Annotated in this window: 23 protein-coding genes; 3 read left to right on the forward strand and 20 right to left on the reverse strand. The window is 66.7% G+C overall.

The genetic code is table 11. The features are described 5' to 3' along the window. The 4 genes from frr to rpsB form a co-directional block, all read right to left on the reverse strand. Window positions 1-555, reverse strand: a complete 555-nt coding sequence (gene frr, locus BMW72_RS07340; RefSeq protein WP_092108831.1) for a ribosome recycling factor — start codon at window positions 553-555, stop codon at window positions 1-3. 30 nt (window positions 556-585) lie between these two features. Beyond that, window positions 586-1,326 carry a UMP kinase gene (pyrH, locus tag BMW72_RS07345; protein ID WP_092109129.1) on the reverse strand — a complete coding sequence of 247 codons (741 nt, stop codon included), beginning with the start codon at window positions 1,324-1,326 and terminating at the stop codon, window positions 586-588. Window positions 1,327-1,474: 148 nt separating this feature from the next. Further along, window positions 1,475-2,302, reverse strand: a complete 828-nt coding sequence (gene tsf / locus BMW72_RS07350; RefSeq protein ID WP_092108835.1) for a translation elongation factor Ts — start codon at window positions 2,300-2,302, stop codon at window positions 1,475-1,477. A 10-nt stretch (window positions 2,303-2,312) separates the two neighbouring features. Beyond that, window positions 2,313-3,251: a 30S ribosomal protein S2 gene (gene rpsB / locus BMW72_RS07355; RefSeq protein ID WP_092108837.1), complete on the reverse strand. Its 939-nt coding sequence runs from the start codon at window positions 3,249-3,251 to the stop codon at window positions 2,313-2,315. A 343-nt stretch (window positions 3,252-3,594) separates the two neighbouring features. Between rpsB and BMW72_RS07360 the strand changes: the two genes are divergently transcribed. Further along, window positions 3,595-4,131 carry a murein hydrolase activator EnvC family protein gene (locus BMW72_RS07360; protein WP_092108840.1) on the forward strand — a complete coding sequence of 179 codons (537 nt, stop codon included), beginning with the start codon at window positions 3,595-3,597 and terminating at the stop codon, window positions 4,129-4,131. Between the two features lie 40 nt (window positions 4,132-4,171). Here BMW72_RS07360 and BMW72_RS07365 read toward each other — a convergent pair whose 3' ends face one another. From BMW72_RS07365 to BMW72_RS07385, 5 genes are all read right to left on the reverse strand, one after another. After that, complete coding sequence (locus BMW72_RS07365; protein WP_255576186.1) at window positions 4,172-5,191, reverse strand: tyrosine recombinase XerC; 1,020 nt, start codon at window positions 5,189-5,191, stop codon at window positions 4,172-4,174. Between the two features lie 22 nt (window positions 5,192-5,213). Next, complete coding sequence (locus BMW72_RS07370; protein WP_092108846.1) at window positions 5,214-6,116, reverse strand: phosphodiesterase; 903 nt, start codon at window positions 6,114-6,116, stop codon at window positions 5,214-5,216. 61 nt (window positions 6,117-6,177) lie between these two features. Beyond that, window positions 6,178-8,316 carry an MMPL family transporter gene (locus tag BMW72_RS07375; RefSeq protein ID WP_166787796.1) on the reverse strand — a complete coding sequence of 713 codons (2,139 nt, stop codon included), beginning with the start codon at window positions 8,314-8,316 and terminating at the stop codon, window positions 6,178-6,180. 134 nt (window positions 8,317-8,450) lie between these two features. Then, window positions 8,451-9,047: a TetR/AcrR family transcriptional regulator gene (locus BMW72_RS07380; protein ID WP_092108852.1), complete on the reverse strand. Its 597-nt coding sequence runs from the start codon at window positions 9,045-9,047 to the stop codon at window positions 8,451-8,453. Between the two features lie 98 nt (window positions 9,048-9,145). Continuing rightward, window positions 9,146-10,468, reverse strand: a complete 1,323-nt coding sequence (locus BMW72_RS07385) for a YVTN family beta-propeller repeat protein (RefSeq protein WP_092108855.1) — start codon at window positions 10,466-10,468, stop codon at window positions 9,146-9,148. Between the two features lie 116 nt (window positions 10,469-10,584). Here BMW72_RS07385 and BMW72_RS07390 point away from each other — a divergent pair, with 116 nt between their 5' ends. Further along, window positions 10,585-12,075: a pyridoxal phosphate-dependent decarboxylase family protein gene (locus tag BMW72_RS07390; RefSeq protein WP_092108858.1), complete on the forward strand. Its 1,491-nt coding sequence runs from the start codon at window positions 10,585-10,587 to the stop codon at window positions 12,073-12,075. Between the two features lie 27 nt (window positions 12,076-12,102). On the opposite strand, the gene dprA is transcribed toward BMW72_RS07390, so the two are convergent. The 4 genes from dprA to BMW72_RS07410 all read right to left on the reverse strand — a co-directional run bounded on the left by dprA (window position 12,103) and on the right by BMW72_RS07410 (window position 16,632). Continuing rightward, a complete protein-coding gene (dprA, locus tag BMW72_RS07395) occupies window positions 12,103-13,425 on the reverse strand; it encodes a DNA-processing protein DprA (protein WP_092108861.1) in 1,323 nt (440 codons plus the stop codon). After that, complete coding sequence (locus BMW72_RS07400) at window positions 13,422-14,957, reverse strand: YifB family Mg chelatase-like AAA ATPase (protein ID WP_092108864.1); 1,536 nt, start codon at window positions 14,955-14,957, stop codon at window positions 13,422-13,424. Before BMW72_RS07400 ends, dprA begins: the two co-directional genes overlap by 4 nt. Continuing rightward, window positions 14,957-15,313, reverse strand: a complete 357-nt coding sequence (locus BMW72_RS07405; protein WP_092108867.1) for a YraN family protein — start codon at window positions 15,311-15,313, stop codon at window positions 14,957-14,959. The genes BMW72_RS07400 and BMW72_RS07405 overlap by 1 nt, the downstream gene beginning before the upstream one ends. Window positions 15,314-15,492: 179 nt before the next feature. Next, window positions 15,493-16,632: an alcohol dehydrogenase catalytic domain-containing protein gene (locus BMW72_RS07410; RefSeq protein ID WP_092108870.1), complete on the reverse strand. Its 1,140-nt coding sequence runs from the start codon at window positions 16,630-16,632 to the stop codon at window positions 15,493-15,495. Window positions 16,633-16,671: 39 nt separating this feature from the next. Between BMW72_RS07410 and BMW72_RS07415 the strand changes: the two genes are divergently transcribed. Continuing rightward, window positions 16,672-17,115 (forward strand): nitroreductase/quinone reductase family protein, encoded by a 444-nt coding sequence (locus BMW72_RS07415; RefSeq protein WP_092108873.1) that lies wholly within the window; start codon window positions 16,672-16,674, stop codon window positions 17,113-17,115. An 89-nt stretch (window positions 17,116-17,204) separates the two neighbouring features. On the opposite strand, the gene BMW72_RS07420 is transcribed toward BMW72_RS07415, so the two are convergent. The 7 genes from BMW72_RS07420 to trmD form a co-directional block, all read right to left on the reverse strand. Beyond that, window positions 17,205-18,680 (reverse strand): glyceraldehyde-3-phosphate dehydrogenase, encoded by a 1,476-nt coding sequence (locus tag BMW72_RS07420; protein ID WP_092108876.1) that lies wholly within the window; start codon window positions 18,678-18,680, stop codon window positions 17,205-17,207. A 62-nt stretch (window positions 18,681-18,742) separates the two neighbouring features. Continuing rightward, complete coding sequence (locus BMW72_RS07425; protein WP_022886464.1) at window positions 18,743-19,066, reverse strand: DUF2469 family protein; 324 nt, start codon at window positions 19,064-19,066, stop codon at window positions 18,743-18,745. 12 nt (window positions 19,067-19,078) lie between these two features. Then, window positions 19,079-19,723, reverse strand: a complete 645-nt coding sequence (locus BMW72_RS07430; protein WP_092108879.1) for a ribonuclease HII — start codon at window positions 19,721-19,723, stop codon at window positions 19,079-19,081. After that, on the reverse strand, window positions 19,723-20,520 hold the full coding sequence (lepB, locus tag BMW72_RS07435) for a signal peptidase I (RefSeq protein ID WP_092108882.1): 798 nt from the start codon (window positions 20,518-20,520) through the stop codon (window positions 19,723-19,725). Before lepB ends, BMW72_RS07430 begins: the two co-directional genes overlap by 1 nt. Before the next feature lie 79 nt (window positions 20,521-20,599). Continuing rightward, window positions 20,600-20,941: a 50S ribosomal protein L19 gene (rplS, locus tag BMW72_RS07440; protein ID WP_092108884.1), complete on the reverse strand. Its 342-nt coding sequence runs from the start codon at window positions 20,939-20,941 to the stop codon at window positions 20,600-20,602. A 172-nt stretch (window positions 20,942-21,113) separates the two neighbouring features. Further along, window positions 21,114-21,656: a hypothetical protein gene (locus BMW72_RS07445; protein WP_092108887.1), complete on the reverse strand. Its 543-nt coding sequence runs from the start codon at window positions 21,654-21,656 to the stop codon at window positions 21,114-21,116. Between the two features lie 57 nt (window positions 21,657-21,713). After that, window positions 21,714-22,484: a tRNA (guanosine(37)-N1)-methyltransferase TrmD gene (gene trmD, locus BMW72_RS07450; protein ID WP_092108890.1), complete on the reverse strand. Its 771-nt coding sequence runs from the start codon at window positions 22,482-22,484 to the stop codon at window positions 21,714-21,716. Window positions 22,485-22,487: the final 3 nt, after the last annotated feature.

The following is a 22,487-nucleotide window of genomic DNA, read 5'->3' on the forward strand; positions in this document are numbered from 1 at the left end:
CTAGATCTCGAGGAGTTCGGCTTCCTTGCGTTTGAAGGCGTCGTCAATGCCGTCCACGTGGCTCTTGGTGATCAGCTCGAGCTCTTTCTCGGCGCGACCGACCTCGTCATCGCCGACCTCGCTCTTGAGCGCGTCGAGCTCATCCTTGGCTTTGCGGCGAATGTTGCGCACGGAGATGCGGGCATCCTCTGCCTTGGCTTTGACGATCTTCACGAATTCCTTACGGCGTTCCGTGGTGAGTTCGGGAAGAGTAGCCCGAATGGTGGTGCCGTCGTTGCCGACGTTGGCGCCCAGGTTCGGGGTGTCACGGATGGCAATTTCAATGTCACGCAGCGCGGCCTTGTCGTACGGGCCGATCAGCATCGTGCGAGCTTCCTGGTTTTGCAGCGAGGCGAGCTGTTCCAGCGGGGTCAGCGTGCCGTAGTAGCTCACCAGAATTTTCGCGAACATCTGCGGGTTGGCGCGGCCCGTGCGCACGGTGCCAAAATCGTCTTTGGCAGCCTCGAGGGCCCGGTTCATGCGCGCTGTGGCGTCGGAAAGAACATCCGCGATCACGGTGACTCCTTTATTGGTGGTGGAACAATTCTAGTTGGAGACGCGAGTACCCAGATCGGTGCCGAGGATGGCGGCGGTGACGTTGCCCTCCGGAGCCATGCCGAACACCTGCATGGGCATGTGGTTATCCATGCACAGGCTGAAAGCGGTGGAGTCGACGACCTTGAGCCCGCGCTGCAGGGCCTCCAGGTAGGTGATGTGGTGGATCTTCTCGGCGTCGGGGTTGGTGCGGGGGTCGTCGGAGTAGACGCCGTCGACGCCGTTCTTGGCCACCAGCACGACGTCGGCGTCGATTTCGAGGGCGCGCTGCGCGGCGACCGTGTCGGTGGAGAAGTAGGGCAGTCCGGCGCCGGCGCCGAAGATGACGACGCGGCCCTTCTCGAGGTGTCGTTCGGCGCGCCGCGGAATGTACTGCTCGGCGACCTGGGTCATCGAGATGGCGGACTGCACGCGGGTCTCGGCGCCGGCCTGTTCAAGAAAGTCCTGCAGGGCCAGGGCGTTCATGACGGTGCCGAGCATGCCCATGTAGTCGGCGCGTCCGCGGTCCATTCCGCGCTGGGAGAGTTCGGCGCCGCGAAAGAAGTTTCCGCCGCCCACGACGATGGCCACTTCGACGTGCTTGGCGCCCTCGGCGATCTCGCGGGCCAGCGAGCTGACGACATCCGGATTCACACCGACGGCACCGCCGCCGAAGGCCTCACCAGACAGTTTGAGGAGCACCCGCCGCTTCTTCACAACCGCGGCGAAGTTCACCGGGCTGGTGTGGGTCATGGGCGTGTTGGCCGTGTCAGTCATTTCGTGCGGGGCCTTCCGAGAGGGGGTGTTACCAAACTATCAAGTGCGCGCGTCTGCCCCCGCCGGGGCACACACAAAAACGGAGGCCGGATCGCTTTCGCAATCCGACCTCCGTCATTTTTTGTTAGGCGCCGACCTTGAACCGGGCGAAGCCCGACACGGTCAGTTTTGCGTCGTCGAGAACCTTCGCGACGGACAGCTTGTTGTCCTTGGCGTAGTCCTGTTCGAGCAGTGCGACCTGCTTGAGGTACGCCTTGACGCGTCCCTCAACGATCTTGGGCAGTGCCGCTTCCGGCTTGCCCTCATTCTTCGAGATCTCGGTGACGATCTTGCGCTCGGTTTCCACGAGTTCAGCAGGAACGTCGCTCGCCGCGAGGTACTCGGGGTTGGCGAACGAAATGTGCTGGGCCACGCTGCGAGCGGTCTCCACGTCGGCTCCGGAGAATCCGAGAACAACGCCGACCTGCGGGGGCAGGTCCTTGCTGGTCTTGTGCAGGTAGATCGAGAACGATTCACCGGTGACGGCGGCAACCCGGCGAAGTTCGAACTTCTCGCCGATGATGGCGGCTTCGCCGTCGATGAGCTCGGCGACGGTCTGCGTTCCAGCGGATGCGGCCAGTCCGGCCTCGACCGTGGTCGCGCCAGCGGCAGCGATCGCGTCGAGAACCTTGTCGGCCAGAACGACGAACTTGTCACCCTTGGCTACGAAGTCGGTCTCGCAGGCGAGTTCGATCATGTACGCGGTCGTGCCGATTTCCTTGGCAGCGACGAGTCCCTCGGAGGTGGAACGGTCAGCGCGCTTGGCGTTGCCCTTGGCACCCTTGAGGCGCAGGATCTCGATGGCCTTGTCCATGTCACCGTCAGCTTCAACGAGGGCATTTTTGGTGTCGACCATTCCGGTGCCGAGGTTCTCGCGAAGAGCCTTGACGTTTTCGAGTGTGAAGTTTGCCATACCGGGTTCCTTACTTGGTCTCGTCGGCAACGACGGTCGCGTCATCGGAGACGGCGGCCAGAACGGCGGCAACCTCGGTGTCGGCGACGGCGTCGGCGATGGTGGGCTCGGCAACGACGGCCTCGTCGGCCGCGACGGTAGCGTCGGCAACCTTCTCGGTCTCGGCAGAGGACTGCGCGGGGGTGGTCTCGGTTTCGGAGGCCTGGAGCAGTTCAGCTTCCCACGCGGCGAGGGGCTCGACTTCGGCCTCCGGCTTGGCGTGACGCTGAATGAGTCCCTCGGCTGCGGCGTCCGCAATGATGCGGGTCAGCAGGCCAACGGAGCGGATGGCGTCGTCGTTGCCCGGGATCGGGTACTGCACGTCGTCGGGGTCGCAGTTGGTGTCGAGGATGGCGATGACGGGGATGCCGAGCTTGCGCGCCTCGTCGATGGCGAGGTGCTCCTTGTTGGTGTCAACAACCCACAGCGCGGACGGGGTCTTCGTGAGGTTGCGGATACCGCCGAGGCTCTTGTGCAGCTTGACGAGCTCGCGCTTCTTGATGAGCATTTCCTTCTTCGTGAAACCGCTCTTGGCGGTGTCTTCGAAGTCGAGCTCTTCGAGTTCTTTCATACGGGCCAGACGCTTGGAAACGGTCTGGAAGTTGGTGAGGAGCCCACCGAGCCAGCGCTGGTTGACGTAGGGCTGGCCTACGCGCTGCGCCTGCTCAGAGATGGATTCCTGGGCCTGCTTCTTGGTACCGACGAAGAGGATGGTGCCGCCGTGGGCAACCGTCTCCTTGACGAAGTCATAGGCCTTGTCAACGAACCCGAGCGACTGCTGCAGGTCGATGATGTAGATGCCGGAACGCTCGGTGAAGATGAAGCGCTTCATCTTCGGGTTCCAACGGCGGGTCTGGTGCCCGAAGTGCACGCCGCTGTCAAGCAGCTGACGAATGGTTACGACGGCCATGTGCCGTACTCCTGTTCTGGTGCGGGCTCGAAAAGCCACACCAATCGGTTTGTGTGATGATCGGTCGATCATCACTCCTGGTGCCCGGCACACGTCCGCCCTGCTTCACGCAAGAATCTCGTGAGACGGGACCGATTGGACATGGCGGCCAAATGGGCACGCGTAGTCAGCGCACAAAGCGCTGCTCGGAGTAGCGTATCACTGCTAGGGGTGCGGGCGCGACCGGGTAGGTCGCCAGCTGGTTCGCCGCCAGCCGCCCCCTCCACCGGCCCGGCCGGGCAGAGATGTCCACCGATCCGCTGGCTGCCCGCCCCGGTCCGCGCCGGCCGGGCAGGGTGGGGACATGCAGAATTTACGTGCGCTGGCGGCATCCGCTTTCATCACCGTGATTGTGGTTCTCGGGGCCGGGTCGGCAACCGGCGCTGCTTCCTCCCCACCACCGGTGGCGGCCGCGCCGACCGGAGCGGATGCCTGGCGCTGGCCACTCGCGGAACCACACCCCGTGACCCGGGCTTTTCTGGCGCCGGCGTCAGCCTATGCGGCCGGGCATCGCGGGATCGACCTCGCTGCCGCGCCGCAGCAGCCCGTGCTGGCACCGCACGACGGCGTCGTCTCGTTCGCGGGCCCAGTCGTTGATCGGCCCGTCCTGTCGATCACGCAGCCGGGTGACGTGATCGTGACGGTCGAGCCGGTGGACTCCGTCGTCGCCGTGGGCGACCGGGTACGAGCCGGGCAAATAATCGGCACCGTGGGCAGCGGCGGTCACTGCCCGCCGGGGTGCCTGCATCTGGGGGTGCGTCTGCACGGGTCCTACGTGTCGCCGCTGCTCTATCTCGGGAAGCTGCCCCGGGCCGTTCTGCTGCCGACGGTAACACCGTGATGCCCTGGCTGGGCCACTCCACCCAGTCAAGCGTGCCCGGTCAGGCACGCGGGTGGGCGAGTCCGTAACTGGCTTTGAGGCGCTCGGCTGAGACGTGGGTATAGATCTGGGTGGTGCCGAGGCTGACGTGTCCGAGCAGTTCCTGCACCGCGCGCAGGTCGGCTCCGCCGTCGAGAAGGTGGGTGGCTGCGGTGTGGCGCAGGGCGTGCGGTCCGGCCGGGCCGGTACCAGGAACCGCTTCGAGCAGGGCGGCGACAAGGCGGTAGACCCCGCGCACGCCGAGACGCTGGCCCTGACGGCCCAGAAAGACTGCGGCGACGTTCGGGAGCGCTAAGTTCAATCGGGCGGCCGTCGCGGGTTGCACTGCACCGGTTTGCCCCGCACTGGTCTGCGCTACGCCGGTTTTCGCCGGCGGCGCGGCACCGGCGGCGAGTGGCTGCCGCGCCTCGCGCAGGTAATCGACGAGGGCACGCTGCGCCGGAACCCCGAACGGAACCACGCGTTCCTTCGCGCCCTTGCCGGTCACCCGCACGGTCAATCGTTCGAGGTCGACGTCGGCGATATCGAGGCCGACCAGCTCGGAGACGCGCAGCGCCGAGGCGTAGAGCAGTTCGACGATGGCGAGGTCTCGCAGCGCGAGAGCCTCTCCCCCGGCGGCGCGGGCCGCCAGCAGGTCGAGCAGGTCGGTCATCTGGATATGGGTGATGACGCGCGGCAGGGTGTGACCCGGTTTCGGCGAGCGCAGGCGAGCCGCCGGGTCGAGGCCGTCGTCGTGGCTCTGCGCAAGCCAGGCAGTGAAGCTGCGGGCCGACGCCGAACGCCGGGCCAGAGTGGCGCGGGCCAGACCGGCCTGGGTGGCCACCCAGAGCCATTCCCGCAGCAGTTCCAGGCTCAGCTCAGCGGATGCCGTCACGCCCCGCTCGGCCGCAAACCCGGCCAGTTGGTGAAGGTCGGTGCGATAGGCCCGCACCGTGTGGATCGAGTAGCCGCGCTCCATGTTGAGGTAGCGCAGAAACTCGTCGATGTCGTCGCTCAGGTGCACGGGTTCAGTTTCTCTCACTTTGAGTGTCGCGCCGCGGAGGTCAGCGCTGCCGTGAGAAGGCCTGCCGGCGGTCCTCGGCCGAGAGGGGGGCCAGCTCATCGACGTAGTCGGCGCGAAACTGCGTGACAGCGGCATAGTCGCCGATCGGCAGCTGGGAGTGGGTGATCTGGTCGGCGTAGACGTGCACGAGGTTGAGAGTCTGGCCGCCGTTCACCCCGGTCAGTTCACGGTCGGGCGCGCTGAGGTCCATCGTGTAACAGGTGGCCGCCGCGACCGACACGGGGATGCCGGCGAAGAGGCCCTGTGTGGAGTAGTGCAGGTGCCCACCGAGAATGGCGCGCACGTCGCTGCCGGCCAGAACGGCGGCCAGCTTCGGCTGATCCTGCAGCTCGAGCACGCTCATCAGCGGCAGCGGTGTGGGAATCGGTGGGTGGTGCAGCGCCAGAATCGACCCGCGCGGGGCCGGCTGCTTGAGCACATCGGCCAGCCAGCGCAGTTGATCGTCGGTGACCTCACCGTGGTGATATCCGGGAACGCTCGTGTCGACGGCGATGATGCGCAGGCCGTCAAGATCATGTGTTTGATCTACGGGGTATTGGTCGGCGGGCACCTCGCCAAGCAGCTCGGTGCGAAAGGCGTCGCGCTGGTCGTGGTTGCCCATCACCCAGATGATCCTGGCGTTCCACCGGGCGGCAGCGGACTCGACGATGCCGCGAATGCGACGGTAGGCATCGGCTTCGCCGCGGTCGGCCACGTCGCCGGTGAGAATGATCGCGTCGGGGCGAATGCCCGAGCGGTGCAGCTGCTCGAAGGCGCGGTGCACGGTGTGGTCGGTGTCGACGGCGCCGTAGAGGGCCGCGCCATCCGCTAGAAAATGGGTGTCACTCAAATGCACCAGAATCTTCTCGGCGGGCGCGTACTGGCCCAGCTGCACGGCTGCCATGGATCACCTCTCGTCGGGACTTCAGACTACGGGCACCCACCGACATTCCGTCGACACCAGATCAGGACGTCACGAGGACACCTTCACGGTCGGGCGAGGGCTCGGGCCTGAACTCGGGTCCACTCGTGCGCCCCCACGCTGCGCGGCCGGCAATCGCGAGGAGTGCGGGCACGAGTACGAGCATCACCACGAGCGCATACACGGCCACGGCCACGGCCAGCCCGAAGCCGAACATTGTGACGGTGCGTTGGTCGTTGAGAATGAAACTTCCGAACACGACGACCATGACGGATGCCGCGGCCAGGATGACTCGGGCCGTTGCAGCCAGGCCGTCGCGGACGGCTCGGTCGGGATTGCCCGTGCGGACGAGCTCCTCTTTGACGCGGCTCAGCAGGAATACGGTGTAATCGGTGGACAGACCGAACAGAACCGCGAAGAGCATGACCGGAACGAACGATTCCACCGGTCCGGGGGCCACCCCCAGCAAACCGGCAGGCCACCACCCCCATTGGAAGACGGCGACAACCGGCCCATAGGCGGCCCCGACCGCGAACAAGTTCATAATGACCGCCATGGCCGCGATGAACGGGGCCCGGAACTCGATCAAGAGGACGATGAAAGCCAGCATAACGACGATCAGGATGAACCAGCCAATCTGTGCCAGAAGGGTGTCGGCCAGGTCGATGCTCGTCGCCGTTGCCCCGCCGACGTGGGCCGTCGCGTTCGGGGCCGCCGCCGGCAGTACGGTATCGCGCAAGGCGTGCACCAGGCTTTCCGTGGCCGTATCATCCGGTGAACTACTGGGAATCACCGTGAACAGCGCGGTCGTTCCGTTTTCCGACAGCCGCGGTGGCGTGACGGCGCTGATGCCATCCGTTGCTGCCAATTCGGCACGCACCGCGAGGCTCGCGGCCTGATTCTCGGTGGGAGGCGAGTCCGCACCGAAGTCGACCGTGACCAGGAGCGGGCCCGACCACCCGGCACCGAAGCCGTCGACGATGAGATCGTAGGCTTTTCGCTGGGTGGTCTCGGCGGCCTGCGATCCGCCGTCGGCGGTGCCGAGACGGAGCGATAGCAGGGGGAGGGCCAAAATTACCAAAACAAGTACGGCGGCGAGCGCCGAGACCCAGCGACGACGCTGGATGCCTCCGGACCAGCCGCGCCAGCCCGACGCGGGCGCTGAGTGGGAGGTTCCCGCGGCATCCGCTGTACCGGGGGTCGTTCTGCGGAGTTTACGCACGCGAACGCGATCCAGACTGCGGCCGAAAATCGCCAGTAGCGCCGGCAGCAGAGTGACAGCGGCCAGCATCGTGGCGCTGACTACGATGGCGCTGGCCAGGCCAAGCGAGGAGACGAAGGGGATGCCGATGGCATACAGACTGAGGATGGCGATGATCACCGTGGCCCCCGCGACCAGGACGGAACGTCCCGCGGTCGTCATGGCCACTTCGATGGACGCGTTCGGGGCCAAGCCCTGGGCCATCCCTTCTCGGTGCCGCGTAACGATCAGCAGTGCGTAGTCGATTCCCACGCCCAGGCCAATCATGGCGGCCACGATGGGTCCGGACGTGCCGATCGTCACCGACGATGCGATCATGGTGATCGAGGCGAGCCCAATTCCGAGGGCCATGAGGGCACTGGCCAGCGTGACAAGCATTGCGAACAGCGATCCGAAAACGAGAAGTAAGACCAGGGCTGCGGCGAGCAACCCATAGACCTCACTTCCCGACGGCCCGGACTCGGCCTGCGAGGCAGGGCCTCCGAATTCGACCTCAGCGCCGGTCTCTTGCACGCCCGCAAAGGCTGCCTGCGCGGCGGCAAGCGTCTGGGCAGGGATGTCTTTAGCCCGTTCCGTGAACTGAATAGTCACCATGGCCGTCATTCCGTCTTCGGAAACCATCGGCTGGGGCGGATCGTATGGCGACCGCGCGGCAGCGACGCCGTCGAGGGCGGCGACCTCCGCCACGGCCTCCTCCACTGCGGTGCGGGTGGCAGCAGAGGTGACGGGGTTCGCGGCATCCGTGCAATGCACGATGGCCTGCATCCCGTCGCCGGACAGCTCAGGAAACTGCTGCCGCAGGGTGTCGTAGGCGGCCTGCGAATCGGTGCCGGCGAGAGTCAGGTCGTTGCTGAAGGTGCCGCCGAATGCCCGGCTTCCCAACACAGCCCCGAGTAGCAGCATCAGCCACAGTGCGACCACTATCCAGCGGTATCGGGTTGATATGCGAGCAAGTGCAGAAAGCACGGCGAGTCCCATCACGGTTCATCGAGTCCAGCAGCACGATTCGAGCTGCTGAACCGAGATTAGACGAAATGTGACAGTGATGTCTAGTTTTACGAATCACCCTTTGAGGCCTTTGCCGCTATGCCGCCGACCAGGGTGCGAAAAATGAGGTCGGACACGTCGGTATCCGTCTGCTTCGTTGCTGACGCGGCGCGTACGGCCGCGATGAGTAGGGCGGCCATTGCCGTGACAATCCACTCCGGCGCAAGGTCATCACGGATGTCTCCCTCACGCTGCCCCCGTTTGACGACATCCACCACGGGGGCCAGCACCTGATCACGCTGGCGTAAAAATCGTGGGCTGGCATCCGCTGCCTTCATCAAAATGATGCGAAAGCGCATCCCGTGCTTGCCCAGCGCAGTGACGACCCGCCGGAGCACTTCGAGCGCATCCCCATCATCGAGGCGGCACGCGATCAGGGTCTCTGACGCACGGGTGAGGGCCTCCGCCTGGATTGCCTTGAGCAGGGTCTGCCGGTTGTTGAAATGGCGATAGAGAGTGGCCCGGGTTAAATTCGCCGCCTGCGCCACATCCGCCATAGTGGAGTCGGGGTCGCGAGCCAGTACATCGGCCGCTGCCGTTAGGAGTGCCCGCTGGTGGCGTTCCACATCGATTCGAGGAACCGCTGGCGGTTTGGAGGGTGGCATGGTGCCTTTCCAGGAAGTGCGTCGACCTCGACGATATGCCAATTTCGTCGCACAGTATTACCGAGGCCGGGGAGACACTTCGGTTTTCGAGATCCGACTCAGAACACCGGCAGCACCGAGACCGTCCTCTCGCCAAAATTGGTGATGCCCACCCTGCTGCCATCGGGTGTGACGGCCAGACTCGAGGGGGCACGCCCCACCGGGATACGACTCAGTACCCGGTTGGTTGCGGTGCTGACCGTGACGATGAGGTTGTTCTCGGTCGACAGAACGTAGAGTTTCGACCCGTCGGGGCTCACGGCCAGGGCGCCGGGAGCCGTGATGGCGATGCTGGCGCGCACGCGGTTGGTCGCCGTGTCGATGACCTCGACGGCGTTGGACGGACCGGTGAACAGATCACGCCCGAGGCTCGCGTAGACCGTCTTTCCGTCGGGCGACGGTGCCGATGCCACCGGCGGGTGCGAAGTGTTGAACTCCTTGAGGGGCCTCTGAGGCGCGGCCGTGTCGATGATGATCACGCCGTAGTCGTCGCCGTTGCTGAGGTAGACCTTCGTACGGTCAGCGCTCGGAGTGAGTTCACCCACCGGAGCGCCGGTGAAGATGGGCTCGGCGACGGAACGGGTGGCGATGGTGGCCACCGTGATATCGAACAACGAGGGTGACCCGCCGATGTAGAGGGACTTGCCGTCAGGCGTGGCGACGAGGTCACCGCACGCACCGACCCGAAACGAGTAGGCGACCGAGTTTGTGGCGATATTCAGCGCATAGATCTTTTCATCGCTGCAGGTGCTCACGAACACCTGCTTCTGGTTGGTCGACACGGCCAGCGCTCGGGGGGTGCCGCCGAGCGGGATGGTCGCCACGACTGTGCCGGTTGTCGTGTCGATCACAGAGACGGTCTGCGCACCACCATTGGCGACGTAGGCCCAGCGACCGTCAGCCGTCACAACGATCTCGCGGGGATTGGCGCCGACCGCGATGGTCGCCGGTGCGACCACCCGGGTCGCGGGGCTCGTCTTCGAGACGGTCTGATACCCCGCCTTCGTGCCGGCGACGGTCACCGTGACTCTCTTTCCCACGTGGCTGTTCGCGGGCGTGAAAACGGATGCCGTGGCGCCGGGTACCGACACACCGTTCACCTTCCAGCGGTACGACAGGGTCACCGGGGCCGGTTTCCAGGTACCCGGCGCGGAGGTGAGGCGCCGGCCGGCCTGCGGGGTGCCGGTGATCGCCGGCACCGGGGTGGCGGTTAACTGGTTGGCGGCGGGCTGGATCTCGGTTGGCTGGTTGACGGTGCGCGGCACGCTCGTCGCAGGAGCGGCGAGCGCCGTCGGCGCGGAAGCCAGCAGGAATGCTCCCAAGGTGACGATGGTGAGTGCGAAGCCCAGGCTTCGGCGACGGGCGGTTACGGGTGCGCTCATGACATCCACTTCTCTGAAATTATGCGAAAGGGGCGGGGCGACTGGCGATGCTGCGGGTCACAGTAACCCCCTGACGAACCGGAGACAAGGGCAGACCGGCGGGCTATCATGGCGCCATGTCTGCCCAGCCGGACGCCTACACCGCGGCTCTGGACCGTGCACTGCTGCACGCCCTCGCCTGGCTAGCGTCGTTACCCACCCGCCCGGTCGGCCCTCGGGTCGACGCCGATACCCTGGCCGCGCTGTCGGCCGGCCCGCTGCCCCCAGCCCCGACGCCGGCGGCCGCTGTCATCGATGAATTGGCTTCCTTCGCGGAACCCGGGCTGATGGCGATGCCATCCGGCCGGTTCTTCGGGTGGGTGATCGGGGGAACACTGCCCGCCGCGCTCGCCGCCGACTGGCTGGTGAGTGCGTGGGACCAGAACGCCGGAATGCGCTTCGCCACACCCGCGACCGCCGTGCTCGAAGAGACCGCAGCCGGTTGGCTGCTCGACCTGCTCGGGCTGCCCCCGAAAGCGGATGTGGGATTCACCACCGGTGCGACGATGGCGAATTTTGTCGGTCTCGCCGCCGGTCGGCAGTGGGTTCTGGAGCGGGCCGGCTGGAACCCGGACAGGGACGGCCTGGCCGGTTCGCCGCGCGTGCGGGTGTTCGTGGGGGCGGAGCGTCACGACGTCATCGATCTCGCGCTGCGCTACCTCGGCCTCGGAGCGCCCATCGTGGTCGAAGTCGACCGGGAAGGACGATTGCGGCCAGACGCACTGGCCGAGCTGCTGGATACCGGGTCCGGCCCGGCCATCGTCTGTCTGCAGGCCGGCAACCTGCATTCCGGAGCAGCAGACCCGATGGACGCCGCGATCGACGTGTCCCACCGACACAACGCGTGGGTGCACATCGACGGAGCGTTCGGCCTGTGGGCCGCCGCCAGCCCGAGCTATCGTGACCAGCTCGCCGGCCTGGACCGGGCCGACTCCTGGGCGACGGACGCTCACAAAACCCTCAACGTTCCCTACGACTGCGGGGTGGCGATCGTGTCCCGGCCCGAAGTCGTGCGCCAGGTGTTCGGCGTGCACACGAGCTATCTGGTGGCGGCCGATGGCACTCCCGCCAACCCGGGACCCGGCAATCCGTTCGAGAAGGTGCCCGAGCTGTCCCGCCGGGCTCGGGGTGTTCCGGTGTGGGCGGCGCTCCGCGCGCTCGGCCGGGCCGGCACGATCGCACTGGTGGACGGCCTCGCGGCGAATGCGCGGGCCCTGGCCGAGGGACTCAGCTCGCTGCCCGGCGTCGAGATTCTCAACGAGGTGGTGTTCACGCAGGTGTGCGTGAGCTTCGGCAGTGATGACCGCACCCGGCGGGTGACGCAGCAGCTCCTCGCCGACGGTTCGGCGTGGATGTCGGGGTCGCGCTGGCACGACCGGGACATTCTGCGCATCTCGGTGAGCAACTGGTCGACGGATGCCGCGGACGTCGCCCTCTCCCTCGCCGCGGTGGCGCGGGCCTGCGCGGCCACTGACGCTGAGGGGGCGTCAACGGATACGTCGGCAGCAGATGCGACGACCGCAGCTCGGCCGACCGACCCGCGCCCACCTTCGGACGATCGAGACTGACCGCTCGCTTAGGCCCGGCAGCCCGCACTACAACCGCCGTACCCAGCCTGCCTCCCGCTCCTGGGCAGCCCCGTCGAGATCGAGGCCGCCGAGGGCGCCGCGCACTGCCGCACTGGACAGGCCGGCTCGGCGCGCCAGATCGGCGACCGTACGCGGCGAGCGACCGCTCAACGCATCGAACACACGCACCTGATCGCTCGTGCGCGGTATCGGCCCGGAGCCGGCGTCACTGTCGGGAAAATCCAGCGGAACCTGGATCGACCGCTCACCGACCAGCTCGGCCATCTCGGTCGGGTTGGTGACACAGACCGCGGCGAATTCGCGAATGAGACGGTGGCAGCCGGCCGAGGTGGGGCTCGTGATCGGCCCCGGCACAGCGCCGAGCGGTCGACCCAGTGCCGAAGCGTGGCCGGCGGTGTTGAGCGAACCCGACCGCCAGCCGGCTTCGAGCACGACCGTCGCCGCGCTCGCTGCGGCGATCAGCCGGTTTCTTTGCAGAAAGCGCCACTTGGTGGGGGCCGCCCCGCAGGGCAGCTCCGACACGACGGCTCCGGTCGCCACGATGCGCGTCAGCAGGGAATCGTGCCCGCTCGGGTAGAACCGGTCGACTCCCCCGGCGAGGAACGCCACGGTGATGCCGTCACTGGCGAGCGCGGCTCGGTGGGCCATCCCGTCGATGCCATACGCGGCACCGGAGACGATGGCGAAACCGCGGTCGACGAGCCCGGCCGACGCTTCCATGGCGATGTGTTCGCCGTACCCGGTCGCTGCCCGGGCCCCGACCAGCGCGATTGAATTGGTCAGGGCGGCGAGGGCGCCCGGCACACCCCGCCACCACAGCGCGAGCGGAGCATGCTGCTCGAGGTCGTCGAGCGCGGACGGCCAGAGGGCGTCCGTGGCCAGCAGCAGCTGGGTCTGCATGCGGGCCGCCTGCTGTAGCGAGCGGATGACCTCGTTCGAGTTGAGCCGCGGCCGCCAGCGTTGCAGTCCCAGGTCGAGGGCCTGTTCCAGCTCAGCGCTGGTGTCGGCATCCGCTTCGGTGGGGTCGGCGCTGGGGCTGGCGGCGAAGACGATGTCGGGTTTGCCCGGCTCATCGCCCAAGGCGTCGCGCACGAGTGCGCCGATGCGCACGGGGCTCCACGACTCGAGAACGGCGGTCAGGGCCACGCTCGCACCGACGCTGGCCACAAGCAGTCCGGCGGTACCATCCCCGGGTTCGGCCAGGCCCGACCAGGCGGCGCGAGCAAACACCTCGCCGGCGGTGGCGGGGTCGTCGCCCTGCGCCTGGGCACCGCGCACACCCGCGACGAGTTCGCCCACTCGGGTCTCATCCAGACCGAACAGCGTCATGACGTCATTCCTTTGCGTAGGTAGAGGGCCTGGCCCACCTGGTCGGGGCCGGGGATGCTCAGACCGTCATAGTCGGCGAGGGTCCAGGCGATGCGCAGCACTCGGTCATAGCCGCGCATGGTGATGCCACCGCGCTCGAGCGCTCGATCAAGCCCCGCCGTGGCGCTCGGGGCCAGACGCACCGGCGCGCCGCGCAGCCACGGGCCGGGCACCTGGGAGTTCAGCGTCCACGGTGTGCTGCCGAGCCGTTCGGCCGCTGCGGCCCGCGCGGCCACCACTCGGTGCCTGGCGGTGACGCTCGTCATGCGCTGCGTACCGGCGGCGACGCGCAGCTGGGCGGCGGTGATGCGCTTCACGTTGAGCTGGATGTCGATGCGGTCCAGCAGCGGTCCGGAGATGCGGGCGAGGTAGCGGCGGCGCGCGTTCGGTGGGCAGGTGCAGCTGAGGTCGCCAGCGCCGTATTTCCCGCACGGGCATGGGTTCGCCGCCATCACCAGCTGAAACCGGGCCGGAAAATGGGCCACGGCGTTGGCCCGGTGGATGCTGATCCAGCCGGATTCGAGCGGCTGGCGCAGGGCATCGAGCACGGGCGAAGCGAATTCGGGCGCCTCGTCGAGGAACAGAACGCCGTGCGAGGCCTGCGAGGCGGCCCCCGGCCGAATCTGCCCGCCGCCGCCGCCGACCATGGCGGCCGCTGTCGCGGTGTGGTGAGGCGCCTCCCACGGCGGCCGCGTGATCAGGGCACCGCCGAGTCCGAGGCCGCTGAGCGAACGCAGTGAGCTCACTTCGAGCGAGCTGACCGGGTCGAGGTCGGGCAGCAGACCGGGCAGGCGGGCGGCGAGCATGGTCTTACCGGCGCCGGGCGGGCCGAGCAGAAACACGTGGTGCCCGCCGGCCGCCGCGATCTGCAGGGCCAGGATGGCGTCGTCGTTGCCGATCACGTCGGCGAGGTCGGGTTCGGCGGTGAGGCTGTCGGGTGTGACCGCTGCCAGAATGGGCTCGACCGGTTTCGGCGTGAGTTTGGCGCCGTGGAAGATCGCCGCCTCCCGCAGCGAGGCGACGCCGATCACCCGCATGTCGGGAACAAGCCCGGCCTCGGCTTCGTTGCCGATGGGCACCATGACCGTGGTGTGCCCGAGGCGGGCGGCGGTCATCACCCCCGGCAGGATACCCGGCGTCGGCCGCAGCCGGCCGTCGAGGGCGAGCTCGCCGAAGTGCACGACCTTTCCGACCGATTCGCCGGACACCGTGCTGTCGGCGGCGAGGCAGGCCAGCGCGATCGCGAGGTCGAACCCGGCGCCGTGCTTGGGCAACGCGGCTGGCGACAGATTGATGGTGAGGCGGTGAATGGTGAGGGGGCATCCGCTGTTAGCAGCCGCGGCGCGCACCCGCTGGGTGGCCTGGGAGAGGGCTGCATCGGGTAGCCCGATCAAAATCATGCCGGGCAGTTGCGCCGAGATGTCGGCCTCGACCTCAACGAGCGCGCCGGTAAGCCCGAGCAGCGCCACCGCGTGGGTGCGGGCGATTCCCATCAGAACACGCCCTCAAGGTGTTCGATGATGGGTTCCCGGCCCGCCGGGGCAATCACCGCCACGACGTCGAGCCGGATCTGGCGTGGCCACCGCTCGGCCGCCGCGCACCAGGCGGCGGCGAGGCGGCGCATCCGCGCGAGCTTTTTCACGGTGATGGCTTCAAACGGATGCCCGAAACTCAGGCTGCTGCGCGTCTTTACCTCGACGAAGACGACCGCGGCGCCCTGCTGCACGACGAGGTCGATCTCGCCCTCTGTACACCGCCAGTTGCGAGTCAGGATGGTGTAGCCGGCGCCCTGCAGAAAGCGCGCGGCCTGTTCTTCACCGAGTTTGCCGAGTTCGTCTTTGCGCGCCACGAGTGCCTCCGAGAACAGAGTGCGCTCTCTCACCCGGCCGAAGCCTCGCCGCTGCCAGGTTGGTGGACAGCGCCGCCGGTGGGGCAACTGTGCAGGAGGCGGCGGGCAGGAGCGGCGCTCTTCGCTCACGGCGCCGACCGGCCTGCTGTCTCGCGGAATGTTCCCGTTCGCGCGGCAGGCTACTCGGCGTGCAGCACGAACAGGCGGCGCACGACGTCGCCGGCTACAAGGGCGTCGAGGCTTTCATTGAGGTCGCGCAGCGGGCGGGTGTCGGTGTGCAGCAGCTCGACCGGCAGCCCGCCGTCCCGCCAGAGCTGCAGGTAAGCCGGAATGTCCCGGCTCGGCACGGAGTCCCCCATGTAGGAGCCAAGGAGGCGACGGCCTAGGCCGGCGAACTGCAGCGCCGGCGTCGTAATGGTCTGCTCTGGATGCGGCAGACCCACCGAGACGAGGGCGCCGCCGCGGGTGAGCAGAGCCAGGCTTGCCTCCATCACGCGGGCGCTGCCGACGGCCTCGATGGCCAGGTCGACACCGTCGCCGGCGTGCTCACGCACCAGGTCGGCTGCTTGCTCTGGCGATCCGGCGTGGTGCGCGCCGCAGCGCAGGGCCAACGCCTGCTTCGCGGGCAGCGGATCGATCGCGATCACGGTCGTGCCGGCCACCTGGGCTGCGGCCATGACGGCCATCAGGCCGACCGCCCCGAGACCGAACACGATCACGGACTGGCCGGGCGCGAGGGCGCCGGTGTTGAGCACGGCGCCGATGCCGGTGAGGGCCGCGCAGCCGAACATGGCGGCCACATCGAAGGGAACATCCTGATCGATGGCGACGACCGATTCGCGGGCGACGACCGCGTACTGCGAGAACGCCGAGACACCGAGATGGTGGTTGATGCGCTCCCCCGCGCTGCTGGCCAGCACGGCCGGGCCGTGCAGGAGATCACCGGTGCCGTTGGCCTCGGCGCCGCGGTGGCAGAGTGCGGGGCGCCCGGCCAGGCAGGCCCGGCAGTCGCCGCAACTCGGCACGAAGACCAGCACAACTCTGTCGCCGACGGCCAGGTCGTCGACGCCGTCGCCGAGCGCGGTGACGGTGCCGGCCGCCTCATGCCCCAGGGCCATCGGCAGCGGGCGAATCCGTGAGCCGTCGATGACGGACAGGTCGGAGTGGCAGAGGCTGGCCCGTTCGATGCGCACGAGCACCTCGCCGGCGCGCGGCGCCGGCACCGGAATCTGCTCAAACGTCAGCGGGCGGCTCTTGGCATACGGCCGGGCGGCGCCGGCGTCGCGAAGAATGGTACTGAGCATCGTTGCTGGAGTCATTCCTCCAACCTAACGCCAGATGCGACGTACGCTGGGCCTATGACTCTGCGCGACCGGCTGACCGATCTGGGCATGCTCGCCATGAACGGCGTGCACCGGATGCTGCTGGTTACGACCCGCGGACGCCTCGGCTGGACCATCGGCACCATGGCGGCCGTCGAACTGCACACGATCGGCCGCAGCAGCGGGCAGCGTCGGTCGACGATGCTCACGGCGCCGATTCACGAGGGCGGCCGGTACGTGCTGGTGGCGTCCAAGGGCGGCGACGACCGGCATCCGTTCTGGTATGCCAACCTCGTGGCCCAACCCGAGGTGGAGCTGACCATTCGCGGGGTGACGCGGCCGTTTCGGGCGCGCACCGCGTCATCCGCTGAGAAAGCCGAGCTGTGGCCGCGTGTCATCGCCGCATACCCCGGCTATCGGAAGTACCAGACGAAGACCGACCGTGACATCCCCGTGGTCATCTGCGACCCCCGCCCCTGAATTGAGGACGGGGCCTGGGCCCGGAACGCGGGCCCAGTTTATAGACTGGGCCCAAGGACGGGGCCCGGGCCCCGTCCAGATCACACGGGTCAGGCGACGGGCTCGAGGGCCGCGGCGGGAACGATGGCCGGGAAGATGGGCGCGTGCGCGCCTGACATCTCTTCAAGCACCCGAATCACCTGGCAGCTGTAGCCGTATTCGTTGTCGTACCAGACGTAGAGAACGGCCTTCTGGTCGGTGACGATGGTGGCCAGTCCGTCGACGATGCCGGCGCGACGCGAGCCGAGGAAGTCGCTCGAGACCACTTCGGGCGAGTCGATGAAGTCGATCTGGCGGTGCAAGGAGGAATGCAGCGACATGGTGCGCAGGTAGGTGTTGAGCTCGTCCTTGTCGGTCGCGCTGGCAAGGTTGAGGTTGAGGATGGCCATCGACACGTCGGGGGTGGGCACCCGGATGGCGTTGCCGGTGAGCTTGCCGGCCAGTTCGGGCAGCGCCTTGGCGACGGCCTTGGCAGCACCGGTCTCGGTAATCACCATGTTGAGCGCGGCGGAACGGCCGCGACGATCGCCGGAGTGGAAGTTGTCGATGAGGTTCTGGTCGTTGGTGAACGAGTGCACCGTTTCCACGTGGCCGTCGATGATGCCGTACCGGTCGTTGATGGCCTTGAGCACCGGGGTGATCGCGTTCGTGGTGCAGGATGCCGCGGTGATGATGCGGTCGCTCGGCAGGATGTCGGTGTGGTTGATGCCGTGCACGATGTTCTTGAGCGTGCCCTTGCCGGGCGCGGTCAACAACACCCGGGCGACGCCGGGGCACTTGAGGTGCTGCGACAGGCCCTCTTCGTCACGCCACTTACCGGTGTTGTCAATAACGATGGCGTCGTGGATGCCGAACTGCGTGTAGTCGACGCTGGCCGGGTCGCCGGAGTAGATCACCTGAATGAGCGTGCCGTTGGCGAGGATGGTGTTGTTCTCCTCGTCGATGGTGATCGTGCCCTCGAAGGGGCCGTGCACCGAGTCGCGACGCAGCAGGCTGGCCCGCTTGACGAGGTCGTTGGCCGAGCCGCGACGCACGACGATCGCGCGCAGGCGCAGGCCCTGGCCGCCGCCGGCATGTTCGATCAGGATGCGCGCAAGCAGCCGGCCGATGCGACCGAACCCGTAGAGCACGACGTCGGTGCTGGTGCGGCCGTCGAGTCCGTGCTGGCCGACGACGTCGGCGAGTTCGGCGCGCAGGTATTCGTCGAGGGTGACCCGGTCGTTCTGCTCACGAAACCCGAGAGCCAGGCGTGCGAGGTCGATCGACGCGGCACCAAGATTGAGACCGTCGACAGCTTGCAGAATCGGGAGGGTCTCGTCGAGCGGAAGCTCGACATCCGCTATGTGGCGGGCGAAGCGATGCGCCTTCAACAGACCGACGACCGACTTGTTGACGAGGCCGCGCCCGTAGACGCTCGTCACGACGGTGTTGTCGCGGTAGAGGCGCCCGATCAGGGGAATCATCGCCTCGGCGAGAGCCTCGCGGTTGCTCCACGTTGCACGGGCACGATCAGCGTCCTGGATCACAGGGTTGCCTTCCTAAACCTTCGTCGGTCTTGTCCGGCCACCCGAGGCCCCGGAGTCATTCCTTATTCGTCGAGCGCAAGTTCCTTGGGAAGTTCGAAGTCTTTCGACGCGAGTTCTTCCACGTTGACGTCCTTGAAGGTCAGCACGCGCACCGATTTCACGAATCGATCGGAACGGTAGACGTCCCAGACCCAGACATCCTTCATGGTCAGTTCGAAGTAGAAGTCGTGTTCCGTGTCGCGACGCACCAATTCGACCTCGTTCGCGAGGTAGAAGCGTCGTTCGGTTTCGACGACGTACTGGAACTGACCAACCACGTCTCGATATTCCCGGTACAGGGCCAACTCGACCTCGCGGTCGTAGTCCTCGAATTCGTCTTCTTCCATGGTGACTTTATCTTACGCTGAGATTTTGAGCCACGATTTTCGGTGTAAGGGGCTCGGCCCGAGCAGGTCGATGGCGCTCAGGTGTGCCGCACTGCCGTAGCCCTTGTTCGACGCCCAGCCGTAGCCGGGGGTGTCGTCGTGCGCGGCGATCATGAGACGATCGCGGTGCACCTTGGCAATAACGGATGCCGCCGCCACCGACCCGCAGTCCCGGTCGGCCTTGATGCGGGTCACGACGTTCAGCGGGGTGGCCAGTGCCTTGTTCAGCCAGTCGTCGCTGCCGTCGAGCAGTACGATGCTGCCGGCCACGTCGACGCCCTGCGCGTACAGCTCGGCCAGGGCTCGCTTACCGGCCAGCCCGAGGCAGGCGATGATGCCGAGCTGGTCGACCTCGGCGGCCGAGGCGAGCCCGACGGCCGAGTAAGTTGCCCAGGCAACGGCGAGCGGCGCGAGCAGTTCGCGGCGCGGTTCGCTGAGCATCTTCGAATCGCGCAAGCCCACTGGCATGGTCAGAACGGATGCGTTCACCGCGGCGAATCCCACGGCCACCGGCCCGGCGAGGGCGCCGCGACCCACCTCGTCGCAGCCGATCACGAATCGGGCGCCGGTGCGGAGCAGGTCGAGCTCCACGTCGAGGGTGGGGTCGGACACCGCCACTAGTCGGTGCCCGTGTCCGCTTGTTCCACCTCGCGAAACACGTCGGGATAGTCGTCGAGCCAGGCCCAGCGCGCGAGGGGCCAGCTCACGACGAGCGCTCGACCGACGACATTCTCGACCGGAACGTACCCCTTGCCGGCTGTCTCGCCGTTGTAGCGGGAGTCCTTGGAGTTGTAACGGTTGTCGCCCATCATCCAGAGTGAGTCAGCCGGGATGGTGACGTCGAAGTCGTCCTGGGAGACCTTGGTCTCACCGGCCGGCAGCAACACGTAGGCCGACTCGTCGAGCGGCACGTCGTTGACGCTCATCTGGCCGAGGGCGTTGCAGCAGACAACGTGGTCGCCGGGCAGCCCGATGACCCGTTTGATGAGGTGGTCGTTGCTGTCGGGTGCCGACAAGCCGACGACCGAGAGCAGCCAGTCGGCTCCGGCCACGATCGGGTTCTGCACGATCTCGGGCTGGGGCAGCAGCCATCCGCCCGGGTCTTTGAACACGATGACGTCGCCGCGGGTGAGCGGGATTAGTTCGGGTTCGAGCTGGTTCACGATGATGCGGTCGTTGATCTGCAGGGTGTTCTCCATCGATCCGGAGGGGATGTAGAAGGACCGGATCAGGAACGTTTTGATCAGAAATGAGATGAGCAGTGCAACCACGAAGATGATGAGCAGGTCGCGGATGAACAGCAAGACGCCGCGCTTCTTGCTGGGCGCCTGCGTGCTGCGGGCCGTCTTGCGGGGAAACCTCTTCGACTCTGACACCCGACGATCGGACCTGGAGGCGAGCACTTCATCTGTCATTTAACCGCCTGAGCTCCCCATCAGTTTAGGTGATGGGGAGCTCAGGGAAGAATCCGGTTACAGCGGTTTAGCGCGAAAGTTAGCGCTTTTCCTTGATCTTGGCCTTCTTGCCGCGCAGGTCGCGCAGGTAGTACAGCTTCGCGCGACGAACGTCGCCGCGGGTCACGATCTCGATGTGGTCGATGACCGGGGAGTGCACCGGGAAGGTACGCTCGACACCGATCTGAAAGCTGACCTTGCGAACGCAGAACGTTTCGCGCACGCCTTCGCCGGAGCGGCCGATGACGACTCCCTGGAAGACCTGGATACGAGAGCGGGTTCCCTCAATGATGTTGACGTGAACCTTGACGGTGTCGCCGGCACGGAAGTCAGGAAGATCCTTCTTCAGTGATGGGGCGTCTACCGCGTCGAGAATATGCATGTTGTTTCGCTCTCTGTACCCGCCACAGGTCGACTACGCTAGGTGCTTCATTCGAAGCAATCAGTATGAGGATGTGCGCCGCAACATGCAGGTTCCCCTGTGGCAGAGTCCTGCAGCGGCACAATCGCCTATTCTGCCATGAACTCGCGCCGGCTGCAAAGTCGGGCGCGGCTCAGGGCCGGTCGCGTTTTTCTTCGATGACGATGGTTTCGGGGGTGGCCCGTCGGCCAGACGGTGGAGTCGCAGTCGTGCGGTTAGGCAGCGGATGCCGCGGCCCGGCCGAATCGGACTGTACGGGCATCTGCCCGCGCGCCGTCTGTTCCACCAGGTCGACCATGGCGCGCATGCGACGCTTGGCGGAGTCAACCAGCTCCCAGACGGCGAACCAGAACACGGCGAGGCCGCCCAGGATGACGAGCACGCTGAGCCAGCCCGCGGCATCCGTGGAAAAGGGGATGGCGATGATGAGGGCATGCCAGAGGGCGAGCACGCCGACGTCGGCGTAGGAGACGGCCCGGGTTTCGCGTACTTCTTTGCGCGCGAAGATGACGAGGGCGACGAGCAGCATGCCGAGGCCGATGAGCACGGCTCCGAAGAAGATGCCCAGCACCGCCCAGGCACCCGATCCGAAGATCGATGACCCGACGAGGAGCCAGAGCGGCAGGGCTCCGGCGGCGATGAATTGCCAGTGGTAGAAGGTGCGGCGGATGATCACGGCGTAAGTTTATCGACGGGGACTGACACTAACCTTGGCGTTCGCTGGTGGCTGAAGCTAGGAAACCCTGCGGGGCATCAGGTCGGGCCGCACACGTTCGGTGCGTTCGATCTGCTGCTGACGCCGCCAGGTGCTGATGGCCCCGTGGTCGCCGCTGCGCAGCACCGGCGGCACGTCGAGGCCGCGCCAGCTGGCCGGCTTGGTGTAACTGGGATATTCGAGCAGGCCGTCTTCGTGGGATTCCTCGACCAGGCTCGCCGGATTGCCGACCACGCCGGGAATGAGCCGGCCGATCGCTTCGATCATGGCCATCACGGCGACCTCTCCCCCGTTGAGCACGTAATCGCCCAGGCTGACCAGCCGCACCCGTCCGCGCTGCGAATAGTGGTCGACGACGCGCTGATCGATGCCTTCGTAGCGGCCGCAACCGAAGACAAGGTGCTGCTCGAGCGAGAGTTCCCTGGCCATGGCCTGGGTGAACTGGTCGCCGGCCGGCGAGGGAAAGATGAGGATGGGGCCGGTATCGGTCGGTGCGTCGGCCGCGTTGCCGGTGATCGGTGTTTTGGTCGTGGCTGAGTCGGCCGGATCAGATTCAGGCTGAGCACCCAGGATGGCGTCGAGGGCGTTACCCCACGGCTCGGGCTTCATCACCATGCCGGCGCCGCCGCCGTAGGGGGTGTCGTCGACCGTGTGGTGTCGGTCGTGGGTGGAGTCGCGCAGGTTGTGCACGCCCAGGTCGATCAATCCGCTCTGGCGGGCTTTGCCGAGCAGCGACAGGTCGAGCACATCGAAGAATTCGGGAAAAATGGTGACAATATCGATGCGCATGGT

Source organism: Cryobacterium luteum (genome assembly GCF_900110125.1).
Classification (GTDB): Bacteria; Actinomycetota; Actinomycetes; order Actinomycetales; family Microbacteriaceae; genus Cryobacterium; species Cryobacterium luteum.

Bases quoted from the DNA above. Each gene is read 5' to 3' on its own strand.
- BMW72_RS07360 (WP_092108840.1), top strand. From the start codon at position 3,595: ATGCAGAATTTACGTGCGCTGGCGGCATCCGCTTTCATCACCGTGATT.
- rplS (WP_092108884.1), bottom strand. From the start codon at position 20,941: ATGCATATTCTCGACGCGGTAGACGCCCCATCACTGAAGAAGGATCTT.
- dprA (WP_092108861.1), bottom strand. From the start codon at position 13,425: ATGACGCTGTTCGGTCTGGATGAGACCCGAGTGGGCGAACTCGTCGCG.
- lepB (WP_092108882.1), bottom strand. From the start codon at position 20,520: ATGACAGATGAAGTGCTCGCCTCCAGGTCCGATCGTCGGGTGTCAGAG.
- rpsB (WP_092108837.1), bottom strand. From the start codon at position 3,251: ATGGCCGTCGTAACCATTCGTCAGCTGCTTGACAGCGGCGTGCACTTC.
- tsf (WP_092108835.1), bottom strand. From the start codon at position 2,302: ATGGCAAACTTCACACTCGAAAACGTCAAGGCTCTTCGCGAGAACCTC.
- BMW72_RS07400 (WP_092108864.1), bottom strand. From the start codon at position 14,957: ATGGGAATCGCCCGCACCCACGCGGTGGCGCTGCTCGGGCTTACCGGC.
- BMW72_RS07385 (WP_092108855.1), bottom strand. From the start codon at position 10,468: ATGAGCGCACCCGTAACCGCCCGTCGCCGAAGCCTGGGCTTCGCACTC.
- BMW72_RS07415 (WP_092108873.1), top strand. From the start codon at position 16,672: ATGACTCTGCGCGACCGGCTGACCGATCTGGGCATGCTCGCCATGAAC.
- pyrH (WP_092109129.1), bottom strand. From the start codon at position 1,326: ATGACCCACACCAGCCCGGTGAACTTCGCCGCGGTTGTGAAGAAGCGG.
- BMW72_RS07390 (WP_092108858.1), top strand. From the start codon at position 10,585: ATGTCTGCCCAGCCGGACGCCTACACCGCGGCTCTGGACCGTGCACTG.
- BMW72_RS07425 (WP_022886464.1), bottom strand. From the start codon at position 19,066: ATGGAAGAAGACGAATTCGAGGACTACGACCGCGAGGTCGAGTTGGCC.
- BMW72_RS07370 (WP_092108846.1), bottom strand. From the start codon at position 6,116: ATGGCAGCCGTGCAGCTGGGCCAGTACGCGCCCGCCGAGAAGATTCTG.
- BMW72_RS07380 (WP_092108852.1), bottom strand. From the start codon at position 9,047: ATGCCACCCTCCAAACCGCCAGCGGTTCCTCGAATCGATGTGGAACGC.
- trmD (WP_092108890.1), bottom strand. From the start codon at position 22,484: ATGCGCATCGATATTGTCACCATTTTTCCCGAATTCTTCGATGTGCTC.
- BMW72_RS07410 (WP_092108870.1), bottom strand. From the start codon at position 16,632: ATGACTCCAGCAACGATGCTCAGTACCATTCTTCGCGACGCCGGCGCC.